Origin of the sequence: Polaromonas sp. CG_9.5, assembly GCF_035984465.1 — a bacterium.
Classification (GTDB): Bacteria; Pseudomonadota; Gammaproteobacteria; order Burkholderiales; family Burkholderiaceae_C; genus Polaromonas.
Map to the genome: position 1 here is coordinate 1 of NZ_JAXCHR010000031.1, position 24,479 is coordinate 24,479.

General features: G+C 62.4%; 22 protein-coding genes. 8 read left to right on the forward strand and 14 right to left on the reverse strand.

Annotated features, from left to right (window positions below; translation table 11 throughout):
• Positions 1-400: 400 nt before the first annotated feature.
• The 13 genes from fdhF to apbC all read right to left on the reverse strand — a co-directional run bounded on the left by fdhF (position 401) and on the right by apbC (position 14,162).
• Positions 401-3,445: a formate dehydrogenase subunit alpha gene (gene fdhF / locus RCH06_RS16340; protein ID WP_327082527.1), complete on the reverse strand. Its 3,045-nt coding sequence runs from the start codon at positions 3,443-3,445 to the stop codon at positions 401-403.
• The gene (locus RCH06_RS16345) at positions 3,442-5,271 is read right to left on the reverse strand and encodes an NADH-ubiquinone oxidoreductase-F iron-sulfur binding region domain-containing protein (RefSeq protein ID WP_327082528.1); all 1,830 of its coding nucleotides are present in this window, start codon (positions 5,269-5,271) and stop codon (positions 3,442-3,444) included. Before RCH06_RS16345 ends, fdhF begins: the two co-directional genes overlap by 4 nt.
• A gap of 93 nt (positions 5,272-5,364) precedes the next feature.
• Entirely contained in the window at positions 5,365-6,249 is an 885-nt protein-coding gene (locus RCH06_RS16350; protein ID WP_327082529.1) for a F0F1 ATP synthase subunit gamma, read from the reverse strand.
• A complete protein-coding gene (locus RCH06_RS16355) occupies positions 6,246-7,832 on the reverse strand; it encodes an alternate F1F0 ATPase, F1 subunit alpha (protein ID WP_327082530.1) in 1,587 nt (528 codons plus the stop codon). Before RCH06_RS16355 ends, RCH06_RS16350 begins: the two co-directional genes overlap by 4 nt.
• Positions 7,829-8,629, reverse strand: coding sequence for a F0F1 ATP synthase subunit delta (locus tag RCH06_RS16360; protein ID WP_327082531.1), 801 nt, complete (start codon positions 8,627-8,629; stop codon positions 7,829-7,831). Before RCH06_RS16360 ends, RCH06_RS16355 begins: the two co-directional genes overlap by 4 nt.
• Positions 8,630-8,632: 3 nt before the next feature.
• On the reverse strand, positions 8,633-8,926 hold the full coding sequence (locus tag RCH06_RS16365) for a F0F1 ATP synthase subunit C (protein WP_293638227.1): 294 nt from the start codon (positions 8,924-8,926) through the stop codon (positions 8,633-8,635).
• 27 nt (positions 8,927-8,953) lie between these two features.
• Entirely contained in the window at positions 8,954-9,649 is a 696-nt protein-coding gene (locus RCH06_RS16370) for a F0F1 ATP synthase subunit A (protein ID WP_327082532.1), read from the reverse strand.
• Entirely contained in the window at positions 9,639-9,953 is a 315-nt protein-coding gene (locus RCH06_RS16375) for an ATP synthase subunit I (RefSeq protein WP_327082533.1), read from the reverse strand. Before RCH06_RS16375 ends, RCH06_RS16370 begins: the two co-directional genes overlap by 11 nt.
• On the reverse strand, positions 9,946-10,281 hold the full coding sequence (locus tag RCH06_RS16380; RefSeq protein ID WP_327082534.1) for an AtpZ/AtpI family protein: 336 nt from the start codon (positions 10,279-10,281) through the stop codon (positions 9,946-9,948). The genes RCH06_RS16375 and RCH06_RS16380 overlap by 8 nt, the downstream gene beginning before the upstream one ends.
• A complete protein-coding gene (locus RCH06_RS16385) occupies positions 10,274-10,663 on the reverse strand; it encodes a F0F1 ATP synthase subunit epsilon (RefSeq protein WP_327082535.1) in 390 nt (129 codons plus the stop codon). The genes RCH06_RS16380 and RCH06_RS16385 overlap by 8 nt, the downstream gene beginning before the upstream one ends.
• The gene (gene atpD, locus RCH06_RS16390; RefSeq protein ID WP_327082536.1) at positions 10,653-12,101 is read right to left on the reverse strand and encodes a F0F1 ATP synthase subunit beta; all 1,449 of its coding nucleotides are present in this window, start codon (positions 12,099-12,101) and stop codon (positions 10,653-10,655) included. The genes RCH06_RS16385 and atpD overlap by 11 nt, the downstream gene beginning before the upstream one ends.
• A gap of 270 nt (positions 12,102-12,371) precedes the next feature.
• Positions 12,372-12,791, reverse strand: coding sequence for a BLUF domain-containing protein (locus RCH06_RS16395; RefSeq protein WP_327082537.1), 420 nt, complete (start codon positions 12,789-12,791; stop codon positions 12,372-12,374).
• Between the two features lie 279 nt (positions 12,792-13,070).
• The gene (gene apbC / locus RCH06_RS16400; protein WP_327082538.1) at positions 13,071-14,162 is read right to left on the reverse strand and encodes an iron-sulfur cluster carrier protein ApbC; all 1,092 of its coding nucleotides are present in this window, start codon (positions 14,160-14,162) and stop codon (positions 13,071-13,073) included.
• 282 nt (positions 14,163-14,444) lie between these two features.
• On the opposite strand from apbC, the gene metG reads away from it, so the two are divergent.
• From metG to RCH06_RS16415, 3 genes are all read left to right on the forward strand, one after another.
• Positions 14,445-16,589, forward strand: coding sequence for a methionine--tRNA ligase (metG, locus tag RCH06_RS16405; RefSeq protein WP_327082539.1), 2,145 nt, complete (start codon positions 14,445-14,447; stop codon positions 16,587-16,589).
• Positions 16,590-16,628: 39 nt separating this feature from the next.
• Complete coding sequence (locus RCH06_RS16410; RefSeq protein WP_327082540.1) at positions 16,629-16,859, forward strand: hypothetical protein; 231 nt, start codon at positions 16,629-16,631, stop codon at positions 16,857-16,859.
• Positions 16,860-17,093: 234 nt separating this feature from the next.
• Positions 17,094-18,764: a SulP family inorganic anion transporter gene (locus RCH06_RS16415; RefSeq protein WP_327082541.1), complete on the forward strand. Its 1,671-nt coding sequence runs from the start codon at positions 17,094-17,096 to the stop codon at positions 18,762-18,764.
• 84 nt (positions 18,765-18,848) lie between these two features.
• Here the strand turns inward: RCH06_RS16415 and bamE are convergent, their stop codons facing one another.
• Positions 18,849-19,364, reverse strand: a complete 516-nt coding sequence (bamE, locus tag RCH06_RS16420; RefSeq protein ID WP_327082542.1) for an outer membrane protein assembly factor BamE domain-containing protein — start codon at positions 19,362-19,364, stop codon at positions 18,849-18,851.
• Between the two features lie 143 nt (positions 19,365-19,507).
• Here bamE and RCH06_RS16425 point away from each other — a divergent pair, with 143 nt between their 5' ends.
• From RCH06_RS16425 to RCH06_RS16445, 5 genes are all read left to right on the forward strand, one after another.
• A complete protein-coding gene (locus RCH06_RS16425) occupies positions 19,508-19,726 on the forward strand; it encodes a DUF3460 family protein (protein WP_327082543.1) in 219 nt (72 codons plus the stop codon).
• Between the two features lie 107 nt (positions 19,727-19,833).
• Positions 19,834-20,694 (forward strand): segregation and condensation protein A, encoded by an 861-nt coding sequence (locus tag RCH06_RS16430; protein ID WP_327082544.1) that lies wholly within the window; start codon positions 19,834-19,836, stop codon positions 20,692-20,694.
• A 27-nt stretch (positions 20,695-20,721) separates the two neighbouring features.
• Positions 20,722-22,320 (forward strand): L-aspartate oxidase, encoded by a 1,599-nt coding sequence (gene nadB / locus RCH06_RS16435; RefSeq protein ID WP_327082545.1) that lies wholly within the window; start codon positions 20,722-20,724, stop codon positions 22,318-22,320.
• Between the two features lie 113 nt (positions 22,321-22,433).
• Positions 22,434-23,102 (forward strand): tRNA-uridine aminocarboxypropyltransferase, encoded by a 669-nt coding sequence (locus RCH06_RS16440; RefSeq protein ID WP_327082546.1) that lies wholly within the window; start codon positions 22,434-22,436, stop codon positions 23,100-23,102.
• A gap of 51 nt (positions 23,103-23,153) precedes the next feature.
• Entirely contained in the window at positions 23,154-24,389 is a 1,236-nt protein-coding gene (locus tag RCH06_RS16445) for a CynX/NimT family MFS transporter (RefSeq protein ID WP_327082547.1), read from the forward strand.
• Positions 24,390-24,479: the final 90 nt, after the last annotated feature.

The following is a 24,479-nucleotide window of genomic DNA, read 5'->3' on the forward strand; positions in this document are numbered from 1 at the left end:
TTGACCCTGCCGCATTCGACGTGGCCGAAATCAACCAGTGGCTCCACCAGACTGAGTCTTGAATTTCAATACGGGTACTGGGCGGACGCTTACGAAACAGGCGGCAGACAAGTGGTTGAAGTAAGCGGATTTGTTGTCGTTCAGCGCTAAAAATGCTGCTTTGGCAGGGGAAGCCGCGAAGTCGTTTCCCCTGCCAAGCTCGCACTGCAAAGGACGCAGTTAGTAGCCGCAACCGCTCATCAAAGTTTGTGCCTTTCCCTGCGCCATCCTCTGTGCGCTGGAGTCAAGACTTGACCTGAACGTTCAGGCCGGCAAAAAAATCTTTGGTCGGTGCCAGCGTGGATTTCATAACCTAGAGGTAGGTTTTCATCGCGGCTGTGGGCCGCATGTTGGCCGCAAGCTACCTTTTTGCCACCGCCGGCCCATAGCCTGCCACCTTGGCCGCTACGCCTCCGCGCCTGACGGCCACGGCGCAATACTTGAACTCCGGAATCTTGCCGAACGGGTCGAGCGCGGCGTTGGTCATCAGGTTGGCTGCTGCCTCGTAATAGGCAAACGGGATGAACACCGCACCCGGCGGCGTCCCGTCGTCGCGGCGCACGTGGATGGCGACTTCGCCCCGGCGCGACTGCACGGTGATGACTTCGCCGGGCTGCACGCCCAGCTTCAACAAATCTGCGCCGCACAGCGAGGCCGTGGCCATCGGCTCGATGGCATCCAGTACGCTGGCCCGCCGCGTCATGCTGCCGGTGTGCCAGTGCTCCAGCTGGCGGCCGGTGATCAGCACGAACGGGAAGTCGACGTCGGGCCGTTCGTTGGCCGGAATGATGTCGGCGGGCACCAGCTGCACGCGGCCATCTGCCGTGTCGAAGCGGTCGATGAACACGGTGGGCGCGCCGGGGTCGTCGGCATTCAGGCAGGGGTAGGTGACGCTGGACTCGCGCTGCAGGCGCTCCCAGGTGATGCCGGCAATCGCGCTGTGCATGGCTTGGCGCATTTCTTCGTACACCGCTGCCACGCCGTGGTGCTCGCCCGCGTAATGCCAGTCCAGTCCCATGCCGGCGGCCATCTGCTGGACGATCCACAGGTCGGGCCGGGCATCGCCGGGCGGCTCAATCGCCTGCTGGCCGAGCTGCACCATGCGGTCGGTGTTGGTCACCGTGCCGGTTTTCTCGGGCCAGGCGGTGGCGGGCAGCACCACGTCGGCCAGCCAGGCGGTTTCGGTCATGAAAATGTCTTGCACCACCAGATGCTCCAGGCTGGCCAGCGCGTGGCGGGCGTGGTTCAGGTCGGGGTCGCTCATGGCGGGGTTTTCGCCCATGATGTACATGCCGCGAATCTTGTGCGGATCGCTCTCGGGTGCCAGGCATTTGTGCATGATCTCGACCACGGTGTAGCCGGGCTGGTCGTCGAGCTTTGTATCCCAGAAGTCCTCGAACCAGGCATGCGCCGAGGGGTCTGTCACGCGCTGGTAGTTGGGGAACATCATCGGGATCAGCCCGGCGTCGCTTGCGCCCTGCACATTGTTCTGGCCGCGCAGCGGATGCAGGCCGGAGCCGGGCTTGCCGATCTGGCCGGTGACGGTGCACAGCGCAATCAGGCAGCGCGCGTTGTCGGTGCCGTGGACATGCTGGCTCACCCCCATGCCCCACAAAATCATCGCGCTTTTGGCCCGCGCAAAAGCCCGCGCTACTTCACGCAGTGTGGCCGCCGGAATGCCGCAGATCGGGGCCATCGCTTCGGGGCTGTAGCCCTGCACATTGGCGCGCAGCGCTTCGTAGTTGCTGGCGCGCTCTTCAATGAACGCCATGTCGGCCAGCCCTTCGTCAATCACCGTGTAGATCAGCGCGTTGAGCATCGCCACGTCGGTGTCGGGCTTGAACTGCAGCGTGCGCCAGGCGTAGCGGCCGATGTCGGTGACGCGCGGGTCGGCCAGCACGATTTTTGCACCCTGCTTGGCGGCGTTTTTCATCCAGGTTGCCGCCACCGGATGGTTGGCCGTGGGGTTCGAGCCGATGACAAAAATCAGCTCCGAATGCGCCACGTCATTGACCTGATTGCTCACGGCAGCCGAACCCACGCCCTCCAGCAGCGCCGCCACGCTGGACGCATGGCACAGGCGCGTGCAGTGGTCAACGTTGTTGCTGCCAAAGCCGGTGCGCACGAGTTTCTGGAATAGATACGCCTCTTCGTTGCTGCCCTTGGCCGAGCCAAAACCGGCCAACGATTTCTTGCCGTGGGTGTCGCGAAGTTGGCTGAGCGTACCGGTGGACAGCGCCAGCGCTTCTTCCCAAGTTGCCTCACGAAACACGTCCGACCAATCCGCCGTGTCACGGTTCAGCGCTTGCAGCGCTGCCGGGTCTTTGGCCACGCCGGCCTTGCGGATGAGCGGCACGCTCAGGCGCTGCGGGCTGTGCGCGTAGTCAAAGCCGAACCGGCCCTTGACGCACAGGCGGCTGTGGTTGGCCGGGCCGTCGCGGCCTTCGACGCTGGTGATCTGGTTGTCTTTCACGTTATAGGTCAGCAGGCAGCCGACGCCGCAGAACGGGCAAACCGAATCGACCTTTTTGTCAACGATTTGCGAGCCGACCTGCGTCTTGGGCATCAGCGCGCCAGTCGGGCAGGCTTGCACGCATTCGCCGCAGGCCACGCAGGAGCTGGTGCCCATCGGGTCGTCCAGGTCAAACACGATGGCGCTGTGCGCGCCGCGCAGGGCAAAGCCGATCACATCATTGACCTGTTCCTCGCGGCAGGCGCGCACGCAGCGGTTGCACTGGATGCAGGCGTCGAGGTTGACGGCCATCGCGGGGTGGGACAGGTCGGCTTTCGGCTGCTTGCGGCGCAGGGCCTTGAGTTCGGGACGCACAACGACATTCATGCGCGCCGCCCAATTGCTGAGTTCGCCATGCTGGCCGGGGCCGGTCGAATGGGAAGAAGGCGCTGCGGGGAAGCCCTCACCCCTGCCCTCTCCCGGAGGGAGAGGGAGTAAAGCGGGGATCCGGGCGGCTGCTGTTCCCTGTGCGGCTGCTGTTCCCTGTTCGGCTGCTGTTCCCTCTCCCTCCGGGAGAGGGTTAGGGTGAGGGCTCCCCGGCTTCGCATCATTCCATTTGTAGCCCGCGTCAGGCATGTCCGACAGCAACAATTCCAGCACCATCTTCTGGCTTTTCAGCGCTCGTTCGCTTTGGGCCTGCACCTGCATGCCCGCCGCCACAGCGCGGCAGCAGCTCGGGGCCAGCGTGCGCTCGCCGGCGATCTCGACGACGCAGGCGCGGCAATTGCCGTCGGGCCGCAAGCCGTCCTGATAACAAAGATGCGGGATTTCCACACCGTGGCGCTCGGCGGCCTTGAAAATCGTTTCGCCGTCGTAGGCATGGAGGGTTTTGCCATCGAGTGTGAATTCAATGGTTTGCGGCATCAGCTCTGCCCGCTTGGCCGGTGCATTCATAATCCACCTCCGATTTCATGCGCAAAATATTTTTGGACGCAGCGCACCGGATTCGGTGCCGCCTGGCCGAGGCCGCAAATCGACGCATCGGTCATCACCTGGCTCAAATCTTCCAGCGTGGTGTTGTCCCACTGTTCGGCCTGCATCAGTTGCGCGGCCTTGGCGGTGCCGACGCGGCACGGGGTGCATTGGCCGCAGCTTTCGTGTTCAAAAAACCGCATCATGTTCAGCGCCGCGTCGCGCGCCTTGTCGTGCTGACCGAGCACGATGACAGCGGCTGAACCGATGAAGCCGCCGTGCGGTTGCAGCGTGTCAAAGTCCAGCGGCAGGTTGGCTAACCGGGCCGGGAAAATCCCGCCCGAAGCGCCGCCAGGCAAGTAGGCATAAAGCTGGTGGCCTTCCGCCATGCCGCCGCAATATTCATCGACCAGTTCCTGCAGGGTGATGCCCGCTGGTGCCAATTTCACGCCTGGATGCTTGACGCGTCCGCTGACGCTGAATGAGCGCAGCCCCTTGCGGCCGTTGCGGCCGTTGCGGCCAAAGCTGCTGAACCAGTGTGGGCCTTTTTCCACGATGTCGCGAATCCAGTAGAGGGTTTCAAAGTTGTGCATCAGCGTGGGCCGCCCAAACAGCCCCACTTCGGCGATGTAGGGCGGGCGCATGCGGGGTTCGCCGCGCTTGCCCTCGATGCTTTCAATCATGGCTGATTCTTCGCCGCAGATATAAGCGCCGGCACCGCGCCGCAGTTCGATGTGCGGCAGCGGGCAAGGCGGATCGGCCTGCAATCTGGCCAGTTCGGCCTGCAAAATAGCGCGGCAGCCGTGGTATTCGTCGCGCAGGTAAACGTAGCACGCTTGCGCGTCCACCACGCGTGCAGCGACCAGCAAACCTTCCAGAAAACGGTGCGGGTCACGCTCCAGGTAGGTGCGATCCTTGAAGGTGCCCGGCTCGCCTTCGTCAAGGTTGACCGCCATCACGCGCGGTGCGGGCTGCGCACGCACGATGCGCCACTTGCGGCCCGCCGGAAAACCCGCGCCACCCAGACCGCGCAGGCCGGAGTCTTCCATCGCCGTGATGAGGCGTTCAACCCCTTCTTCGCTCGCAAGATCAGAAGCCGCCAGCGCGTAACCGCCGTTGGCCCGGTAAACGTCATAACCCGCATAAGCAGGCGCTACTTGGTGCTGCGGCGGCGGGGGCGAAACGCTTTTTTCCGAATACCCATGCGCTATAAAAAGAGTAGCTCCTTGTGCCCGTGGATGTTGCGCATAACCGCTATTTAATGCATGAATCACGGTTTCAACCGTCGCAAAAGGCACCGGGTACTGATGCACCACCACCGCTGGTGCCTGTTCACACCGGCCAACGCACGGCGCAGCCACGACCCGCACCTCCTGCGCTCCCAGCAAGGCCGGCAAACGCGCCAGCAAATCCTGCGCTCCGGCCAGCTCGCAAGCCAGCCCGTCGCACACCCGCACCGTCAGGCCGGGCGCGGCCTCGCCGTCTTTAAGCACTTCAAAGTGGTGATAAAACGTCGCCACTTCATACACCTCGACTATCGGAATGTTCATCTCTTTGGCCAGCGCCACCAGATGCCGGGCATGCAGGCAGCGGTACGCATCATTGAGCTGATGCAGATGCTCGATCAGCATGTCGCGGTGGTGGCCGTCTGCCGGGCGCGGGCCGATCAGCGCACGCACTTCGGCCAGAGAGGCTTCATCCGCCTGACGGCCCTTGAGTTTGCTTTTGCTTCGGATGCGCTCGCGCAACTCGTTCGCTGTGACGACAGCAACAACTTTCATGTCGGGAGTCTGGCGGGTTGGATTCATGCGGCACTGTGGCTTGAAGCAGCCTGTGGATCAAATCACCTCAGTGTATGGGTTCATGCCATCCGTGGCCGAACCCCACCTGTCCGCCCGGCTTCAGCGGCCTGTCAGCGCCTCGAAGCCGGCAATCACGTCGAACAATTCCTCGTCAATCCCGCTTTGGCGCAGGCGATGAAACGAGCGGTTCAGGTCTTCCAGCAGTTCTTCGATATTTTTTTCAGCGCGCTGCATGGCGGCCAGGCGACTGGCGTTTTCGCTGGCCAGGGATTCGGCGCAGGCCCTGAAAAGCGAGACGAACAGGTATTCCCGCACAAAAGCGAGCAAGGTCTCCGCCCCCGGATTCATGACTTCCGGCAAAATTTTGGTCGGCCAAGGCATCGCCGTCAATTCACGCTGCCAAGCCGCATCCAGCGGCAGCAGTCGCTGGCAGGTGGGCGTGTAGATTTCCCCAGCGTGCGGACTGTTGTAAAAAACATAGACCGGCGCGTTCGGCTCTTTTTCGCGCAGCGTTTCGACTTCAATCAGAATTTGCCCGACCAGCGGCGTAATCGCGCCAATCGAGCCGGGCAAAACGAAGCCTTCCCCCAACACCAGATCCGTTTCCGTCAACCGTGCGCGAATGCGTTCGCCCACCGGCCAGACAGTTTTCTGCCCCGGCAATTCCGCCAGCGTCTTGACGACGAAATCGGCCATCAGGTCATTGAACTGGCCGACCAGTCCCTGGTCGGAACCAAAGACGACGGCGGCAATGGCCCCGGTGGGGCTGCGCTGCGCCGGCGCCGGAGCCGCAAGCGGATTCATCTCGCGCAAGCAGGCGGCCAGCCCCAGTTGCACTGTGCGGTAGTAGTCATCCAGGGCATGCACGGCGCTTTCGTATTGACCGATGCTGGACGCGGCCACCGCCTTCATCGTGCGCACCACCGACTGAAGATCGCCCGCCGTGCCAATCTTGCGGCCCAGGCTGGCGATGGTGTCGCTCATGCCGACTTCTTCGCGCCCGCAGGCGGCGTTTGGGGGCCGCTTTGCGCTTCGGCCTTGGGCTGAAAACCGGCAAGCGCGGTGCGGGCGGTCTGGACAATGGCGTCCCGGTCTGCGTCACTCAGTTTGGCGGCGGACTCAAAACGGGCACGCATGTCGTCGGGCAACTGGGCGGCCGCTTCGCGCACGGCGTGTTCGGCTTCGGGCATGCGGTCGAGCGGCACGTTGTCAAAGAGCTTTTCAGTCAATGCCATGAGCACCGTAATTTGTGCCGCTACCGACACCGGTGCCGATTCGGGCTGCTTGAGGCAAGCGCGGATGCGCCGGCCGTGCTCAATGATCTGGGTGGTGCTTTCGTCCAGCCGCGCGCCAAAGCGGGCAAAGGTTTCCAGTTCCTCAAACTGCGCGTACGCCAGCTTGAGGTCGCCGGCCACCGCCCGGTACGTGGCGCGCTGCGCCTTGCCGCCCACGCGCGAGACCGATTTACCGACATCGACGGCCGGCAAAACGCCCAGCTCGAACAGCGAAGGCGACAGGTAAATTTGCCCGTCGGTAATCGAGATCAGGTTGGTCGGGATATAGGCCGAAATGTTTTGCGCTTCGGTCTCGACAATTGGCAGCGCGGTGAGCGAGCCGCCGCCGCGTTCGTCGCACAGATGCGTGGCGCGCTCCAGCAGGCGCGAGTGGATGTAGAAAATGTCACCGGGAAAGGCTTCGCGTCCGGGCGGGCGGCGCAGCAACAGCGACAGCTCGCGGTAGGCGCGGGCATGCTGCGTCAGATCGTCATAGACGATCAGCACGTCACGGCCGGCTTCCATGAAATGCTCGGCAATGCTGGTGGCGGCGTAGGGCGCGATATAGGCCAGACCCGGCGGGTCATTGCCTTCGGTGACGACGACGACGGTGTACTCCATCGCGCCTTTGTCCTTCAACACGGCAACCGCTTTTGCCACGGCAGAAGCGCGCTGGCCAATTGCGCAGTAGATGCAGACCACATCCTGGCCGCGCTGGTTCAGGATGGTGTCAATCGCAATGGCGGTCTTGCCGGTTTGCCGGTCGCCCAGAATCAGTTCGCGCTGGCCGCGCCCGATGGGAATGAGCGCATCGACGACCTTCAGGCCGGTTTGCAGCGGCACGACAACCGGCGCGCGGTCCATGATGGGCGCTGCCGGACGCTCAATCGGCGAGCGTGCGCTGGCAGCCACCGGCCCCAAGCCGTCGAGCGGACGGCCCAGCGGGTCAATCACCCGGCCCAGCAAGCCGTCGCCTACGATGACGTCCATCACCCGCCCGGTGCGCTCGACTTTGTCGCCGGCCTGCAGGCGCGAATACTCGCCCAGCAGCACGACGCCGATTTCGGTTTCATCGACATTGAAGGCAATGCCAAACACATTGCCGGGAAACTTCACCAACTCGTCATAGCCCACGCCGGGCAGGCCGGACACCATCGCAATGGCGGTCGAAACGCTGGTGATCGTGCCGACTTCCTGCGGCGTCAGCTGGGGCTGAAACGTGTCGCGGCCCTGGCGCAGACCGGAAAAGGTGGTGTCCAGGACACTTTTCAGGGTTTCAGAAGCTGCGTTCATGAGGTCTTCTCGGGCGCGGCAGGCTGGACGGGCGGCTCGGAGGGTGCCTTGATGCGTTCGTCAACGCGTTGCTCCAGGCCAGAGAGAAAATCCGCAATGTTCCAGGCCACTTTCCAGCCATTGGCCGACAGTTCGATACCGCTGATCAGGTCGGGCGTGGTGTCGAACTGGATCTGGATGTCGCGCGACAAAGCTTGATTCAGCGCGCTTTGCATCGCTTCCCGCTGCGCGGGCGACAGCGCAAAGGCACTGCGCACCTGCACGCTGCCAGACGCGGTTTCAAGCGCCTTTTCAAAGCCGGCTTTTGCCGCAGTATCAAGCGCTTGCAAGCGCTGGGCAAACACCGTGACCATGCGTTCTTCCAGCGTCACACCCGCCAGATCAACAAGCACTTTTTGCGCAATCGCAAACACTTCCTCGCGGCTGCGGCGGGCGATGTCTTGGTGCAGGGTTTGCAGCTCGCTGGTCAACGACTCCTGTCCTTTAACGCGCAGGGCATTGGCGGCTTGCCGCGCCTCTTCCAGCAAGCGCTGGCGTTCGGTGTTGATTTCGTCCTTGAGCTGGCTCAGTTGCGCGTCGCGCGCCTGGTCGAACACCTGGGTTTTTTTCTGGAACGCGTCGCGCTCCTTCTGGGCTTCTGCTTTTTTTGCAGCGGCGTCGGCAATCGCCAGGGCGATTCGCTTTTCGCGCGTGTCGATGGCGTCGAGGATAGGCTTGTAAAGAAAGCGCTTCATCAACCACACCAGCACCAGAAAGTTAAGCGTTTGCGCGGCGACCGTGAACCCGTCAAACAGCATGGCTTACTTTCCGGCAGCCAGCGTGGCCGCCAGGGCGATGCCGTAATTCCAGAACGGGTTGGCAAAAATCAGGATCATCGACACCACGAAGCAATAAATCGCGGTGGATTCGATCATCGCCAAGCCCACAAACAAGGTGCGGGTAATCGTGGCCGAGGCGTCGGGCTGCTGCGCCAGCGCCGTGAGGGCGGTCGAGACGGCGCGCCCTTCGGCAAAAGCGGGGCCCATGCAGCCAAAACTGGTGGTGATGCCGGCGATGACGATGGAGGCCACCGCGATGATTGTCAAACTGTCCATAGTGAGTCCTTGGTAGATAAGTCGGGTTTAAATTTTGGGCGCCAGCGCAGGCTGGGTTTTGCGCACATGGGTGGCGGCAGCGATGTAAACCGCCGCCAGGATGCTGAAGATATACGCCTGCACCATGCCGGTCAGCAGCCCCAGCACCGTCATGACAACGGGAAAAATGAAGGGCGTGATGCTCAGCAGAATGCCGATGATCATGGCCCCGCTCATCATGTTGCCGAACAGGCGCACCGCCAGTGCCAGCGTGCGCGAGATTTCGCTGATGAGGTTGAACGGCAGCATGATGACGGTCGGCTCCAGATACGTCTTGAGGTAGCCGCCCACGCCCTGGTCCTCGATGCCGAACAGCGGCACGGCCACCATCACGCACAGCGCCAGCGCTGCGGTGGTGGACAAAGAGCCGGTCGGCGGTTCGTAACCCGGAATGACAGTGCACAGGCTGGCCATGGCAACAAACAAAAACAGCGTGCCCAGAAAGCCCATGTATTTACGCGGATGGCGCAGGCCGACCTCTGCAATTTGCGTCTCGATGCCGGTCACGACGATTTCAAACAGGTTCTGCCACCGGGAACGCTGGTGGTCAGTGGAAAGCTGGCGTGTGATCAGGCGCGAGCCCACCACCAGCACCAGCATCAATGCCCAGGTGTAGGCAATGGTGGCGTTGAGCTTGAAAAAGCCGAATTGCCAGAAGATGATTTCATCAGGGCTAAGGTGCATGGCGGGCTTCCTGCGGCTTGCGTGCCAGGATTTCTTCAGGCGAGCGGGTCAAGCGCAGCACGATGTGGCGCGCCATGAAAAACCCGATTACGCAAGCCAGCAAACGCTGCCAGTTGGCACCGGCCACCCAATAAAACCCGGTCATGGTGACGCCCATGCGCAGCAGCAAACTGCAAAACACCCAGACGGCAGGCTGGCGTGACACCAGGCTTTTTCTGACCGTCCACCACAAACCGCCGAAAAAGAACGCACCCAACGCAGCGCCTGCAAGCCAGCTCAGCACCAGGGCCAGTGTTTCATTCATCATTATTTTCCTGTTCATCGCGCATCGCCTGGTCTTCCTGGCTCACCCAGTGCCAGGCATTCAGGCAGCCCAGTGTCAGCCCGGCCACCAGCAATGCCAGCGTCCAGGAACGGCCGCCCGGGTAATGCCGGTCCAGCCACAGGCCGAGCGCAGCGCCCAAAAGGGTGGGCACCACGACCGACCAGCCAATAACACCCATCAGCCCCAAACCTGACCACACGCCGGGCGCGGGGTTGCGCTGCGCCTTGAGCTTACGCGCAGCCTTGACACCGATCTGCGCGGCCAGGTCGGGTTCTTTTTTCACGGGTTTTCCGGACTTTTCAGCCATGTTGCAGGGTCGCGAATCGACGCAAAAAACCGGTTTCGAGTTTCGTCAGCACAGAGCGCACGTTTTGCTCCTGCGCATCCAGCGCCAAAAACTCGTCCTCCACCGCCTGGCGCAACTGGCCCAAGTCCGCACCCTGCATGGCGCGCCGCACCGACACCAGCACATCCGGCCCGGTTTTCACCAGCACGCCGCCATCGACCGCCACAAAAACTTCGCCTTCAGCGGCGGTTTCGTAAATCAGTATGCCTGGTGTCAAGGCCGCCACGCAATCGCGCCGCAGGGGCAACAACCCAAACGAGCCGGCATGGGTTTCCGAGACGATGCGCGACACGCCTGACTTTTCGGCAAACACCTTGAAAGGCAGCAGAATCTTAAGATTCATGGCTGTCAGCCGTTTGTGTCTCGGGCTGGGCCTCGGCCGCTGGATGTTTCGCCTTGGCTTCGTCAATCTTCCCGATCATGTAGAGCGCACTCTCGGGGTAGTCCTTGAATTCATCGCGCAGGATGCGCTCGCAACCGTCCAGCGCGTCGTCCAGGCTGACCAGTTTGCCCTGCATGCCGGTGAACTGCTCGGTCGTGAAAAACGGCTGGGTCAGGAACCGCTCCAGCCGCCGCGCGCGGCCGACCACGTTGCGGTCTTCCGGCGACAGTTGCTCCAGCCCGAGCATGGCAATGATGTCCTTGAGCTGCGAATACTGCGCCAGCGTGCGCCGGATTTCCTGCGCCAGCGCATAGTGCTGCTCGCCGACAATCCCCGGCGTTGCCATCTTGGAACTCGACTGCAGCGGGTCGATGGCCGGATACAGGCCTTCGCTGGCACGCTTGCGCGACAGCACGATGGACGCCGAAAGATGCGAAAACGTATGCACCGCCGCCGGGTCGGTGAAATCGTCCGCCGGCACATACACCGCCTGAATCGAGGTGATGGCGCCCGTTTCGGTGTTGGCAATGCGTTCTTCCAGCCCCGACAATTCGGTTCCCATCGTCGGCTGGTAACCCAGACGCGACGGCATCTGCCCCATCAGGCCCGACACTTCGGAGCCGGCCTGGATGAACCGGAAAATGTTGTCAATCAGCAGCAGCACATCGCGGTGCTCGTCGTCGCGAAAATACTCGGCCATCGTCAGCGCTGCGTGACCGACGCGGAACCGGCTGCCCGGCGGCTCGTTCATCTGGCCGAAGATCATCACCATGTTGGGCAGCACGCCGGCGGCCTTCATTTCGCGGTACAGCTCTTCGCCTTCCCGGCAGCGCTCGCCAATACCGCAAAAAATACTCACGCCTTCCTGATGCCCGACCATGTTGTGAATCATCTCGGTCAGCAACACCGTCTTGCCCACCCCGGCACCGCCAAAAAGCCCGGCCTTGCCGCCACGCTCCAGCGGCAACAACACATCAATGACCTTGATGCCGGTTACAAAAACTTCAGAGTGAGTCGAGCGTTTGACCAGCGCAGGCGGGTCGCGGTGCACGGAACGCCATTCAATATCGGTGGGTGCAGGCTGGCGGTCGATGGCGTTGCCGAACACGTCGAACATGCGCGAAAGAATGCCCTTGCCGACAGGCGCCTTCAACGGCCCGCCGGTGTCCGTCACCGTCATGCCGCGCGCCAGCCCCTGCGTGGGCGTCAGCGCAATGGCGCGCACATGCTGCGGATCGCGCTGCGCCAGCACCTCGATGAGGATGCGGCCTCCATCGGCGTGCAGCATGCTGTGGATGGGTGGCAACTTCGCCTCGAAGCGCACATCCACGACGCTGCCACGTACCGAAACCACCACGCCGATATTGGGAGTAGCGGCCTTAACCCCGGGTTCAGTCATCTGACTCCATTCGTCCGTCGGCGTGGTGGGCGTCGCGTGCAGGCGACGCGCGTCGATTCAACCAAGGGACATCACCGTTGACGGCTAACTACAAAGGCAGTCAATACGTCTGGCGGAATCGCTATTGTCGGACAAATAATAGGGTTATCCCTGAAACCGGGCCTTCAGGGACGTAGGACAAAGCCGCTTGACTGAGGAACTCAGCCCCTGTGCGGGGTCAGTCCTGGCGAAAAAGCGCAGGCGGCGCAAGAATGCCACCTCGCCGCTTTTTTACAAAGTCATCCAGTTGTTCGTCCCTGCCCAGGCACGCATCAGGGCGGCCACACTGGCCGGATCAGCCGCGTAGGCATCGTTTTCAAGGCCGGGGTTGAACATTTTGAAAATGGCCTTGGTTTCCTCGTTCCAGGTCAGCAGGGCCATCGACCATTTTGGGTATTCACGCTGGGTAATCGGCTCGTGGACCAGCATCTTGACGTCGGTATGGCGCGGGTCTTTTTCAATTTTCTGGTACAGCGCGTCAACCGCTACGGCCTCGCCTTCCAGAAACTGCAGGTAGACGCCGTCCAGAAAACACATGGCCCCGCCGATGCCCAGCAGCGGGTTGTTCTTTCGGGAAACGGCCAAGATTTCCTTCAGTTCCAGCGGCATGGGCGAGCTGGCACGACTGACATAAATGGTCCGGATAAGCATGGAAAAAGTCCTGTAAAAAATGGCGTCTGGCATCCAACGCCAGGTTAAAAAAATCAGTACCAGGGCCAAGATGGGCCGGATATCGCTACAACGTTTTTGCTTGGCCTTGCGCTTCATCAGCGCCGAAACCCTTTTGGCGTCCCGCAAAGGTAAACATCATGCGTGAACACGTCGCCCAATAACGCGGCTGTCGAATTGCGCTGACAGGCGTTCGGGCATGCGGAGCGCAACCCGCAAGGCAGCGCCTTTCATGAACAGGCTTTTTTCAAGCCGTGCAGCTCAGGTGTTTTTGGAAATCGTGATGGTCGGGAACTTGGCCGAGAAATCCTTGGCTTTCGCCGCCACGGTAATCGCCACCTTGCGCGCCACGGCCTTGTAGATGCCGGCCACCTCGCCGTCGGGGTCGGCGACCACGGTCGGCATGCCGCTGTCGGCCTGCAGGCGGATCTTGATGTCCAGCGGCAGCGCGCCGAGGTAGTCCATGTTGTAGTCGGCGGCCATCTTCTTGCCGCCGCCTTCGCCAAAGATGTGTTCCGCATGGCCGCACTGGCTGCAAATGTGCACCGCCATGTTCTCGACAATGCCCAGAATCGGCACGCCGACTTTCTCGAACATCTTGATGCCCTTCTTGGCATCCAGCAGCGCAATGTCTTGCGGTGTGGTGACGATCACCGCGCCGGTCATGGGCACGCGCTGGCTCAGCGTCAGCTGGATGTCGCCGGTGCCGGGCGGCATGTCAACGATCAAGTAATCCAGGTCTTTCCAGTTGGTCTGGCGCAGCAGTTGCTCCAATGCCTGCGTGGCCATCGGGCCACGCCAGATCATGGCTTCGTCCTGCGCGACCAGAAAACCGATGGACATGACCTGCAGGCCGTAGTTTTCCATCGGCTCCATGTTCTTGCCGTCGATGCTTTCAGGTCGGCCTTCGATGCCCATCATCATCGGCACGCTGGGGCCGTAGATGTCGGCGTCCAGCAGGCCGACGCTCGCGCCTTCGGCGGCCAGCGCCAGTGCCAAATTCACAGCGGTAGTGCTTTTGCCCACGCCGCCCTTGCCTGACGCCACGGCAATGATGTTTTTCACATTCGGCAGCAACTGCACACCGCGCTGCACGCTGTGGCTGGCAATTTTCACGGTGACATTGACCGACACATTGCTGACGCCAGCGACGCCTTTGACCGCGGCAATCAGGCTTTTGCGCAGGCCGGCGATCTGGCTTTTGGCCGGGTAGCCGAGTTCGACCTCGAACGACACATCGCTGCCACTGACCTGCAGGTTTTTCAGCGCCTTGGTCGAGACAAAATCCTTGCCGGTATTGGGGTCGAGCACGGTTTGCAGCGCGTTCAAAATTGCCTGTTGTTCTACAGCCATCGGGAAAATCTCCATGTAATTCAGACAAGGCAGGCCGCTGCTTTTTCAGGAAAGCGCGCGGGTTGCCGGGATTGACACGGAGTCTAACGCCGCCGCGCTGGCCGATGCTGGGATGGGGACATGCAATTTGCTACTTTTTTAATAGCTGCTTACGCACGTACAGTATGCGCAACAGGCCTGTTTGGCTTATAAAACGTCATTACCCGGCAGCGCGGAGTGCCCCCAAGCCGGGGTCGCCCCTTAAAATCAAAAATCAGCCCTCTACCGCCAAAAGTACCTCCTATGACCCAGCGCCGCCTGTTTGTTACCACCGCCCTGCCCTACGCCAATGGCAATTTCCACATCGGCCACATCATGGAATACATCCAGGCCGACATCTGGGTGCGTTTCCAGCGCATGCAGGGCAACGCGGTGAATTTTGTCGGTGCCGACGATGCCCACGGAGCGCCCATCATGATTGCCGCCGAAAAAGCCGGCAAGACGCCGCAGCAGTTCGTCGCTGACATTGCCGCTGGCCGCAAGCCGTACCTGGACGGCTTTCATATCGCCTTTGACAACTGGAGCTCGACCGATTCGCCGGAAAACCACGAGCTGGCGCGTCAAATCTACCGCGACCTGCGTGACAACCCGCAAGGCTCGCTGATCGAGACCAAGACCATCGAGCAGTTCTTTGACCCCGAAAAGAACATGTTCCTGCCCGACCGTTTCATCAAGGGCGAATGCCCGAAGTGCCACGCCAAAGACCAGTACGGCGACAACTGCGAGGTCTGCGGCGCGGTGTATGCGCCCACGGATCTGATCAACCCGTATTCCGCACTGTCGGGTGCCACGCCGATGCTGAAAAGCTCGGAGCATTTTTTCTTCAAATTGTCCGACCCGCGCTGCGTCGAGTTTTTGCAAAAGTGGACGCAAGACGGCAAGCTGCAACCCGAAGTGGCGAACAAGGTCAAGGAATGGTTTTCGGTGCGCACCAACCCGGACGGCACGCAAAGCGAAGGCCTGGGCGACTGGGATATCAGTCGCGACGCGCCGTACTTTGGCATCGAGATTCCAGACGCGCCGGGCAAATATTTTTATGTCTGGCTCGACGCGCCGATTGGCTACCTGGCGTCGCTGAAAGATTTGCTGACGAAACGCGGCGAGAACTACGACGACTACATGGCCGACCCGCGCCTGGAGCAGTACCACTTCATCGGCAAAGACATCGTGACGTTTCACACGCTGTTCTGGCCCGCCACGCTGCATTTCAGCGGCCGCAAGACGCCCGACAACGTGTTCGTTCACGGCTTTTTGACGGTGAACAACGGCGAAAAAATGAGCAAAAGCCGGGGCACCGGTCTGGACCCGCTCAAGTACCTGCGCCTGGACATGAACCCCGAATGGCTGCGCTACTACCTGGCCGCCAAGCTCAGCGCACGCAATGAAGACATCGACTTCAACGCCGACGACTTTTTGGCGCGCGTCAACAGCGATTTGATTGGCAAATACGTCAACATTGCCTCGCGCTGCGCCGGCTTCATCAGCAAGCGTTTTGAGGGCCGGCTCGGCCAGGAAGACGCCGGCGCGCACGCACTGTATGCACTGGCCTCCAGCTCGCTCAACGAGGTGCGCGAGCTGTACGAATGCCGCGAATTTGGCAAGGCGATGCGCGTCATCATGACGTTTGCCGACCAGGTGAACCAGTACGTCGCCGACAAAGCGCCCTGGGCCATCGCCAAAGACCCGGCGCGCGAGGCTGAGCTGCATCAGGTCTGCACCACGGCCATTGGCCTGTTCAAGGACCTGACGGTGCTGCTGGCGCCGGTGTTGCCGCACTTGGCCACGCAGGTCAGCGACTGGCTGAGCATCGACTTGCAAAAGTGGGAAGCCGGGATGCTCAAGCTGCCCGTCGGCCACACCATTCAGCCTTACACGCATTTGATGCAGCGCGTTGACCCGAAGCAGCTTGAGGCCTTGTTTGAGCCGCCAGCGCAGGCGGAACCCGCGCAAGCAGCTATTGAAACGGTAGCAACCCAAAGCAGCGCGCCTGCATCGCTGCCGCCTGTCGGAGGAACAGAAAGCGAGCCGGGCGGCGAAAAAATCGCCGCCACCATCACCATCGACGACTTCGCCAAGGTCGATTTGCGCATTGCCAAAATCGTCAACTGCGAAGCGGTCGAAGGCTCGGTCAAGCTGCTGCGCCTGACGCTGGACGCGGGCGAAGGCCGGCTGCGCAATGTCTTCAGCGGCATCGCCGCCAGCTATAAACCTGAAGACCTGATCGGCAAGCACACCGTGCTGGTCGCCAACCTGGCCCCGCGCAAGATGAAGTTCGGCATCAGCGAAGGCATGGTGATGGCCGCCAGCCATGCCGACGAAAAAGCCAACCCCGGCATTTACGTGCTCGAACCCGTGCCGGGCGCGACGCCGGGCATGCGGATTCACTGAAAAACCCGCGCCCAACGACCTGCAACTGACGCACCCGCCATGAAAAACTTGCCGCACTTTCGTCGATTTCGCAGCGCGTTTTGGTTTGCCGCCGCCTTGTCGGCACTCAGCCTGCCAGGCTGCGCCGTCGTGGCGGTGGTCGATACCGTCGCTTCGGTGGCGGTGGGCACCGTCGGGCTGGCCGCCAGCGCGGTGATTGGCACGGCGCGCATTGCCGGCTCGGCGGTGGGCGCGACGGCTGACGCGGTGCTGCCCGGCAACAGCAAGTAATTCGGTTTTGCTTCCCCGATAACGCTGCCGCGCCGGTCTTACGCCCGCATCGTCATGGCGAGCGCAGCGCGGCAAGCCACGACGGCGCTGGATGCGGCGCTGGATGGCCACGCCTTGCGGCCTCGCGATGAAAGAGCTAAGCCACGGAGCCTCGCGATGACGCGCCAAACCCCATAGCCACCCACCCTTCTTTTCACGCGCAAAAGCGGTGCCTACGGCGCACAATCCGATGCTATGCACCTGCCGCCCTACTTCGCCCGCTTCAGGCCCCGCATGCTGTCGGCCATGGCCGGTTACTCGCGGGAACGGTTTTTCAAGGATGCCGGCTCCGGCCTGACCGTCGGCATCGTCGCCTTGCCGCTGGCGATGGCGTTTGCCATTGCCTCTGGCCTCAAGCCCGAAGCCGGTATCTGGACCGCCATCATTGCCGGCGCCTTGATTTCCGGGCTGGGCGGCTCGGCGGTGCAAATTGGCGGGCCGGCGGGCGCATTCATCGTCATCGTCTACGGCATCGTCGAGCGCTACGGCGTGGCCAACCTGTTGATTTCAACGGCTTGTGCCGGTGTGCTGCTGTTTTTGCTCGGGTTTTTCAAACTCGGCACGCTGGTGCGCTATGTGCCGGTCAGCATTGTGGTGGGTTTCACCAACGGCATTGCGGTGCTGATCATGCTGTCGCAGGTCAAGGACTTGCTGGGGCTGGAAATCCCGAAGATGCCGGCGGATTTTTTCTCGCAATTGCGGGCGATTTTCGGGCACATTGACACGCTGAATCCTTATGCGCTGGGCCTGGGGCTGGCTTGTTTGCTGGGCCTGCTGGTCTGGCCCCGGCTGTTTGACACGCAAACGCGGTATGCCCATGCCTTCACCAACCGGCTGGTTCGGCTGATCCAAGCCGGTGAAGGCCTGCAGCTCAAGCGCGCCACGCGCCTGGCGTCGCGGCTGCCCGGCCCCATCGTGGCGCTGCTCACGCTGACGGCGTTTGCCTATGCGCTGCAATTGCCGGTGGAAACCATCGGCAGCCGTTTTGGCGGCATTCCGCGCGGCCTGCCGGGTTTTGCGCTGCCTGATTTTTCATGGGCCACGGTGCGCCTGCTGGTCGCGCCGACCCTCACGATTGCGCTGCTGGGCGCGGTCGAGTCGCTGCTGTGCGCCCGCGTCGCCGACCAGATTTCAGGCCTCAAGCGCCACGACCCGAATCAGGAACTGATGGCGCAGGGCATCGCCAATTTTGTCGTGCCGTTTTTTGGCGGCATGCCGGCCACCGGCACGATTGCCCGCACCGTGACCAATGTGCGCGCCGGCGCGACGTCGCCGGTGTCGGGCCTGGTGCATTGCCTGACGCTGGTGGGGGTGGTGCTGGTGGCCGCCCCGCTGGCGGTGCATGTGCCGCTGGCCTTGCTGGCGGGCATCTTGCTGTATGTGGCCCTGAACATGGGCGAATGGCGCGAGTTTGTCGAGCTCCGGCGCGCCAGCAACCATTACCGGCTGATCATGCTGGGGACGTTTTTCCTGACGGTGATTTTTGATTTGACGGTGGCGCTGCAGGTCGGGCTGCTGCTGGCCTGCGTGCTGTTCGTGCGGCGCATGAGTTCGCTGTTTCAGGTCGCGCTGGTGTCGCAAACAGAAAATGCAGCGTGCTTTCGGCTGTATGGCTCGCTGTTTTTTGGCGCGGTCGCCAAGATCGACCCGATCTTGAATATGGTCGAAAGCACGCCGCAGGGGCTGGAAATCCGGCTTGATGTGCAGTCGCTGCAGTTGCTCGACACCTCGGGGCTGGATGTGCTGGAGCAACTGCACAAAGCCATCGTCTCGCGCGGAGGGCGGCTGGTGCTGACCGGCCTCAATGCCCAGCCCCGGCAGGTCATGGAGCGGCACGGCTTTCTGGACAAAGTGGAATCGCTATAGTTTCAATAGCTGCTTGCGCATGCTGCTATTGCGCAAGCGGCTGTTTTATGCAAAAACGCGGCCAAAATCAGCAGCAGGCAGCCGTCAGCGCCCTTTGGGGTTGACGCTTTCCTCGTCGGCTGACAGGGTGCGCGACACGCGGTAATCCGCATCCATCACCACGGTAAAAATCATCGCCGTGTTGGGCGGGCTCAGGTAGCGCCAGTCGTAATGGGTTTCGCGCTTTAACGCGTAGGGCGTGATTTTCATCGGCTTGCCGAGCAGCTTGCGCACCTGTTCCATCGACATGCCGGGCAGCACCTTGTCAAAGTTCTGCGGCGTGAGCACCTGGCGCAGCGCGCTCATCTTGCCATCTGGGCCAATGGTGATCATGTAGTTGACGTTGCCGGCCGGCTGGCGGTTGTATTCGAGCGTGCGGGCGCCCGGCTCCAGCAGCGCGCCGGGCACGGGCAGCGACACCATGTCGCGCGCTTCCCAGATTTTTTCAGGCTCGCCAAAGCGCGCACGCACATCGGCTTCGGTGGCAACGCCTTCTTCGAGCTCTTTAATGTGCTCCGAGTCGCAGCCTGCCAGCCCGAGGATCAATGACAGAAAACCCATACCCAGCACCGTCCTTTTTGAAAAAACCGGCATCCCGGCCGATGAAAAGCCGGCGCTGCCCAAGGGCAGACGTAATAAAGAACGAAGCATGGCAGTCCCCCGGTAAAATCCCGCCACTATACGTTTCAGGCAGCCCACGCACCATGTCCATTTTCCAACGCACCCACTACACCTCTGAAATCACCTCATTTATCGAGGAGCTCAAGGCAAAAAATCCTTCGCTGGAAGCCGAACAGCGCGCGGGCCGCGCCCTGTTGTGGGACAAAAACCTGAACCTGGCCGACCAGGCCGACTACAGCGACGCCCGCGTGGCGCAGCAGCCCTACGTTTATGGCACCAGCAACCATCCAAACGCCAAATAAGCCTGTTTTCAGCCTCTAGCGCTTGCTGAGCGGGCGCAAGCAGCTACTTTTTTCATAGCGTCAAATTTTTTCTATTGCATCGAATCCGCCGTTGCCCCGATGCCTTGATGTCCTCCTCTTCCCTTCCCGCGCAGCCAACGCCCGCCTTGCCTGTACTGCCCGGCATCGACGCCGCCGCGCTGACCGACCCGGTGGCGCTGGCGCGTCTGTATGGCGAGCCGATGTTCGCCATGCCGCGCGACCTGTACATTCCGCCCGATGCGCTCAAGGTGTTTCTCGAAGCCTTCGAGGGGCCGCTGGACTTGCTGCTGTACCTGATCCGCAAGCAGAACTTCAACATTCTTGACATTCCGATGGCGGCGCTGACGCGGCAATATTTGGTGTATGTCGATGAAATCCGCAGCACCAACCTGGAACTGGCGGCTGAATACCTGCTGATGGCCGCGATGCTGATCGAGATCAAGTCGCGCATGCTGCTGCCGCCCAAAAAGTCGGCGTTAGATCAGGAAGCCGAAGACCCGCGCGCAGAACTCGTGCGGCGACTGCTCGAATACGAAAAAATCAAGCTCGCCGCCCACCAGCTCAACACGCTGCCGCAGCTGGGCCGCGACTTTCTGGCAGCGCATGTGCATGTCGAGCAGTCGCTGACGCAGCGCCTGCCCGACGTGACGCTGGTCGATTTGCAGGAAGCCTGGCTGGGCATCGTCAAACGCGCAAAACTGGTGCAGCACCATGTCATCAGCCGCGAAGAACTGTCGGTGCGCGAACACATGAGCATCGTGCTGCGCAAGCTGCAGGGCCGCAAATTTCTTGAATTTGCCGAGTTGTTCGATGTGACGCGCGGCATGCCGGTGCTGGTTGTGACCTTCATTGCCCTGCTGGAGCTGGCCAAGGAATGCCTGCTGGAAATTACCCAGGCCGAGTCGTTCGCGCCCATTTATGTCCGGCTGGCCTACACGCCAAGCTGAATTCTTCTTTTTTCACTTTTGCTGCCCATGTCCACATCCATACCCCAGGATTTTGATGTTTTGATTGTTGGCAGTGGCCTGGCCGGACTGTCTGCCGCGCTGCATCTGGCGCCCACGCACCGCGTGGCCGTGCTCACCAAACGCGCCATAAATGACGGCGCCAGCGCCTGGGCACAAGGCGGTATTGCTGCCGTATTGGCCGACGGCGACAGTTTCGAGGCGCACATCAACGACACGCTGGTGGCCGGCGCGGGCCTGTGCGATTTGGCCGCGACCCGCTTCGTGGTGGAAAACGCCCCCGACGCGATTGCCTGGCTGCGCGAGTTGGGCGTGCCGTTTTCGCTCGAAGGCGATCATCTGCACCTGACGCGCGAAGGCGGCCACGGCGCGCGCCGCATCGCCCACGTCACCGACGCCACCGGCGCAGCGGTGCAGCGCACGCTGATCGACGTGGTGCGGCAAACGCCCGGCATCACGCTGTTTGAAAACCACACGCTGGTTGATCTGATCACCACGCGCAAGCTCGGCCTGTCCGGGCTGGGCAGCCCGCAGCGCTGCCTGGGCCTGTATGCGCTGGACGAAGCCACCGACGAGGTGCTGACCTTTCGCGCGCCGCAAACCATTTTGGCCACCGGCGGCGCGGGCAAGGTGTACCTCTACACCACCAACCCCGACACCGCCACCGGCGACGGAATCGCGGCCGCCTGGCGCGCCGGCTGCCGCGTCAGCAACCTCGAATTCATCCAGTTCCACCCGACCTGCCTGTACCACCCGCATGCCAAGTCCTACCTGATCAGCGAAGCCGTGCGCGGCGAAGGCGGACGCTTGCTGCTGCCGGACGGCACGCGCTTCATGTTTGAGCACGACGAACGCGCCGAACTGGCACCGCGCGACGTGGTGGCGCGCGCCATCGACTTCGAGATGAAAAAACGCGGCCTGGACTGTGTGCTGCTCGACATTTCGCACCAGAGCCCGGCGTTTTTGCACGAGCACTTTCCGAATATTTTGGCGAAATGCGCCGAACTGGGCATCGACATCACGACCCAGCCAATTCCTGTGGTGCCCGCCGCGCACTACACCTGCGGCGGCGTGTTGACCGACCTGGCTGGCCGCACCGACTTGCCCGGCCTGTTCGCCGTGGGCGAAACCGCCTGCACCGGCCTGCATGGCGCGAACCGGCTGGCCAGCAATTCGCTGCTCGAATGCATGGTGTTTGCGCGGGCGGCGGCGCAAGCCATCGGGGCCATGCCTGCCGCACCGTTGCACGACGTGCCCGCCTGGGACGACAGCCGCGTGACCGACGCCGACGAATGCGTGGTGATTTCGCACAACTGGGACGAGCTGCGCCGCTTCATGTGGGACTACGTCGGCATCGTGCGCACCAACAAGCGGCTGGAACGCGCCGCGCACCGCATCACGCTGCTGCAGGCCGAAATCCAGGAGTTTTACGCCCACTTTCACGTCACGCGCGATTTGCTGGAGCTGCGCAATCTGGTGCAGGTGGCCGAACTCATCGTGCGCTCGGCCCAGCTGCGCCGCGAAAGCCGGGGCCTGCATTTCAGCCGCGACTACCCCGAACTGGCCGCGCCCGCCGCAGCCACCATTTTGGTGCCGCCGGTCGCCTGATACAGGCCGCCGACGGGCGGTTTATGCATCAAACAGGCCTCTTGCGCAGTCTGCACGGGCGCAAGCAGCTCCTTTTTCAATAGCAATTAGTATCCTTCCATTTTTCTTTACGCATGCCCCTCGACCGTCCCAAACGCGCCCTCTGCCCGCGCTGCCTGCGGCCGCAAAGCGCCTGCCTCTGCCCGTGGATCAGGCCGACGGCGCACCAGGCCGAAGTGCTCATCCTGCAGCATCCGATGGAAGTGCAGGAAGCCAAAGGCACGGCGCGACTGCTGAATTTGAGCCTGGCGCGCAGCCGCCTGGTGACGGGCGAGCAGTTTGCGCCCGCCGAGTTGCAGGCGCTGCTGACCGGCCCTTTTGAAGCCCTGGAGCCGGCCAGCGCAGCCGCCCCGCCCCCGCAAGCCGTGCTGCTGTACCCCGACCTGCCGCAAGACCGGGCGCTGGGCTGGCCCGCTCCGCGCGCGCTGACGCCTGGCGAATTGCAAAACCCCGCCGAATTGCGCCTGGTGGTGCTGGACGGCACCTGGCGCAAAAGCCGAAAAATGCTGCACCTCAATCCGCTGCTGCAACAACTGCCACGCCTGGCGCTGGCGCAACTGCCGGCGTCGCGCTACCGCATCCGCAAGGCGCGCCAGCTACACCAGCTCTCGACGCTGGAGGCCTGCTGCGCCGCGCTGGCCCAGCTGCAAAATGACGCCGAGCCGTTCGAGCCGCTGCTGGCGGCGTTTGATGGCTGGGTCGCGCAGCTGCTGCAAGCCAGGCCGCCGCTGCCGATTGGCTAGTTTTGGCGCACACTCTGCGCTGCATTCCTTTACCTGATCGACCCAGCGCCCATGTCCTCCACACCGCCTTCTTCAACGCCCTTGGCCACTGCACCCAAAACCCATCCCTTGCTGCTGGCCGCCAGCCTGCTGCTAATGGCTTTCAACCTGCGCCCGGTGTTTGGCAGCCTGTCCGTGGTGCTGCCCGAAATCATGCGAGACACCGGCCTGAGCGCCACCGGTGCCAGCTTTCTGACGACTCTGCCCATCATCTGCCTGGGCCTGTTTGCCGCGCCGTCGCCGGCGCTGGCGCGGCGCTTTGGCGTTGAGCGCACGTTGCTGGGCGCGATGTTTTTGATCTGCGTGGGCACCTTGCTGCGCGCCTGGGTCAGCCTGCCTTTGCTGTTTGCGTCGTCGGTGTTGGCCGGTGCCGGCATTGCGATTGGCAACGTGCTGCTGCTGGGCCTGATCAAGCGCGACTTTCCCGCGCGTTCGGCCATGATGACCGGCCTGTACACGCTAGCGATCTGCTTTGGCGCGGCCATCTCCACCGCCTTTACCGTGCCGCTGGAGCAGCACCTGTTCAACGGCGCGTGGGCGCACGCGCTGGCTTTTTGGGCGCTGCCAGCCGGTGTGGTGATGCTGCTGTGGGCACCGCTGGCCTTGTCAACGCCGCACACCGTTATCGCGGCGGCCATCCTTGATACCAGCGGCAAGGCGCCCCGCATGGGCAGCCTGGGGCGTGACCGCCTGGCCTGGCAAGTCACGCTGTTCATGGGCTCGCAGTCGTCGATGGCCTATATCGTCATGGGCTGGCTGGCGCCCATCCTGCGCGAGCGCGGTCTGGAAAGCGCCGCCGCCGGCTATGTCGTGGCGACAGCCATCGTCACGCAACTGGTGACCAGCCTGGTCACGCCGTCGATTGCCGCGCGCTGCAAAGACCAGCGTGCCCTGGCCGTGGGTGTGGCAGCGGTGGTGTCGGTGTCGTTGCTGGCGCTGATTTTTGCGCCGCTGGGCGGGCGCTGGTTCTGGGCTATTTTGCTGGGCTGCGGGCTGGGCAGCGGCTTTGCACTGGCGCTGAGCCTGATCGTGATGCGCAGCGCCAATGCCCACGTCACCGCCCAGCTTTCGGCGATGGCGCAAGGCTGGGGCTACGCGCTGGCCGCGTTCGGTCCGCTGCTGGTCGGCCTGCTGCGTGGCTGGACGGGCGGCTTTGAGTCGTCTGCCGCGCTGATCGTGGTGGTAGCCGCCCTCATGGGCTGGAGCGGCTGGGGCGCAGGCCGAAAAATGCTGGTGCAGGCCGGCTAGAGCCTGTTAACGCTATCTCAAGGCCTCTGCGATGAGTGCAACCGTAATAAAGGCAGCGAACATCACATCGGTTTTGTCATAGCGCGTGAA

Bases quoted from the DNA above. Each gene is read 5' to 3' on its own strand.
- fdhF (WP_327082527.1), bottom strand. From the start codon at position 3,445: ATGAATGCACCGGCCAAGCGGGCAGAGCTGATGCCGCAAACCATTGAA.
- RCH06_RS16440 (WP_327082546.1), top strand. From the start codon at position 22,434: ATGCCCCTCGACCGTCCCAAACGCGCCCTCTGCCCGCGCTGCCTGCGG.
- RCH06_RS16395 (WP_327082537.1), bottom strand. From the start codon at position 12,791: ATGCTTATCCGGACCATTTATGTCAGTCGTGCCAGCTCGCCCATGCCG.
- metG (WP_327082539.1), top strand. From the start codon at position 14,445: ATGACCCAGCGCCGCCTGTTTGTTACCACCGCCCTGCCCTACGCCAAT.
- nadB (WP_327082545.1), top strand. From the start codon at position 20,722: ATGTCCACATCCATACCCCAGGATTTTGATGTTTTGATTGTTGGCAGT.
- RCH06_RS16425 (WP_327082543.1), top strand. From the start codon at position 19,508: ATGTCCATTTTCCAACGCACCCACTACACCTCTGAAATCACCTCATTT.
- RCH06_RS16430 (WP_327082544.1), top strand. From the start codon at position 19,834: ATGTCCTCCTCTTCCCTTCCCGCGCAGCCAACGCCCGCCTTGCCTGTA.
- RCH06_RS16365 (WP_293638227.1), bottom strand. From the start codon at position 8,926: ATGGACAGTTTGACAATCATCGCGGTGGCCTCCATCGTCATCGCCGGC.
- RCH06_RS16415 (WP_327082541.1), top strand. From the start codon at position 17,094: ATGCACCTGCCGCCCTACTTCGCCCGCTTCAGGCCCCGCATGCTGTCG.
- RCH06_RS16385 (WP_327082535.1), bottom strand. From the start codon at position 10,663: ATGAATCTTAAGATTCTGCTGCCTTTCAAGGTGTTTGCCGAAAAGTCA.
- bamE (WP_327082542.1), bottom strand. From the start codon at position 19,364: ATGGGTTTTCTGTCATTGATCCTCGGGCTGGCAGGCTGCGACTCGGAG.
- RCH06_RS16375 (WP_327082533.1), bottom strand. From the start codon at position 9,953: ATGAATGAAACACTGGCCCTGGTGCTGAGCTGGCTTGCAGGCGCTGCG.
- RCH06_RS16445 (WP_327082547.1), top strand. From the start codon at position 23,154: ATGTCCTCCACACCGCCTTCTTCAACGCCCTTGGCCACTGCACCCAAA.
- RCH06_RS16360 (WP_327082531.1), bottom strand. From the start codon at position 8,629: ATGCTGTTTGACGGGTTCACGGTCGCCGCGCAAACGCTTAACTTTCTG.
- atpD (WP_327082536.1), bottom strand. From the start codon at position 12,101: ATGACTGAACCCGGGGTTAAGGCCGCTACTCCCAATATCGGCGTGGTG.
- RCH06_RS16350 (WP_327082529.1), bottom strand. From the start codon at position 6,249: ATGAGCGACACCATCGCCAGCCTGGGCCGCAAGATTGGCACGGCGGGC.
- RCH06_RS16355 (WP_327082530.1), bottom strand. From the start codon at position 7,832: ATGAACGCAGCTTCTGAAACCCTGAAAAGTGTCCTGGACACCACCTTT.
- RCH06_RS16380 (WP_327082534.1), bottom strand. From the start codon at position 10,281: ATGGCTGAAAAGTCCGGAAAACCCGTGAAAAAAGAACCCGACCTGGCC.
- RCH06_RS16345 (WP_327082528.1), bottom strand. From the start codon at position 5,271: ATGAATCCAACCCGCCAGACTCCCGACATGAAAGTTGTTGCTGTCGTC.
- RCH06_RS16370 (WP_327082532.1), bottom strand. From the start codon at position 9,649: ATGCACCTTAGCCCTGATGAAATCATCTTCTGGCAATTCGGCTTTTTC.
- RCH06_RS16410 (WP_327082540.1), top strand. From the start codon at position 16,629: ATGAAAAACTTGCCGCACTTTCGTCGATTTCGCAGCGCGTTTTGGTTT.
- apbC (WP_327082538.1), bottom strand. From the start codon at position 14,162: ATGGCTGTAGAACAACAGGCAATTTTGAACGCGCTGCAAACCGTGCTC.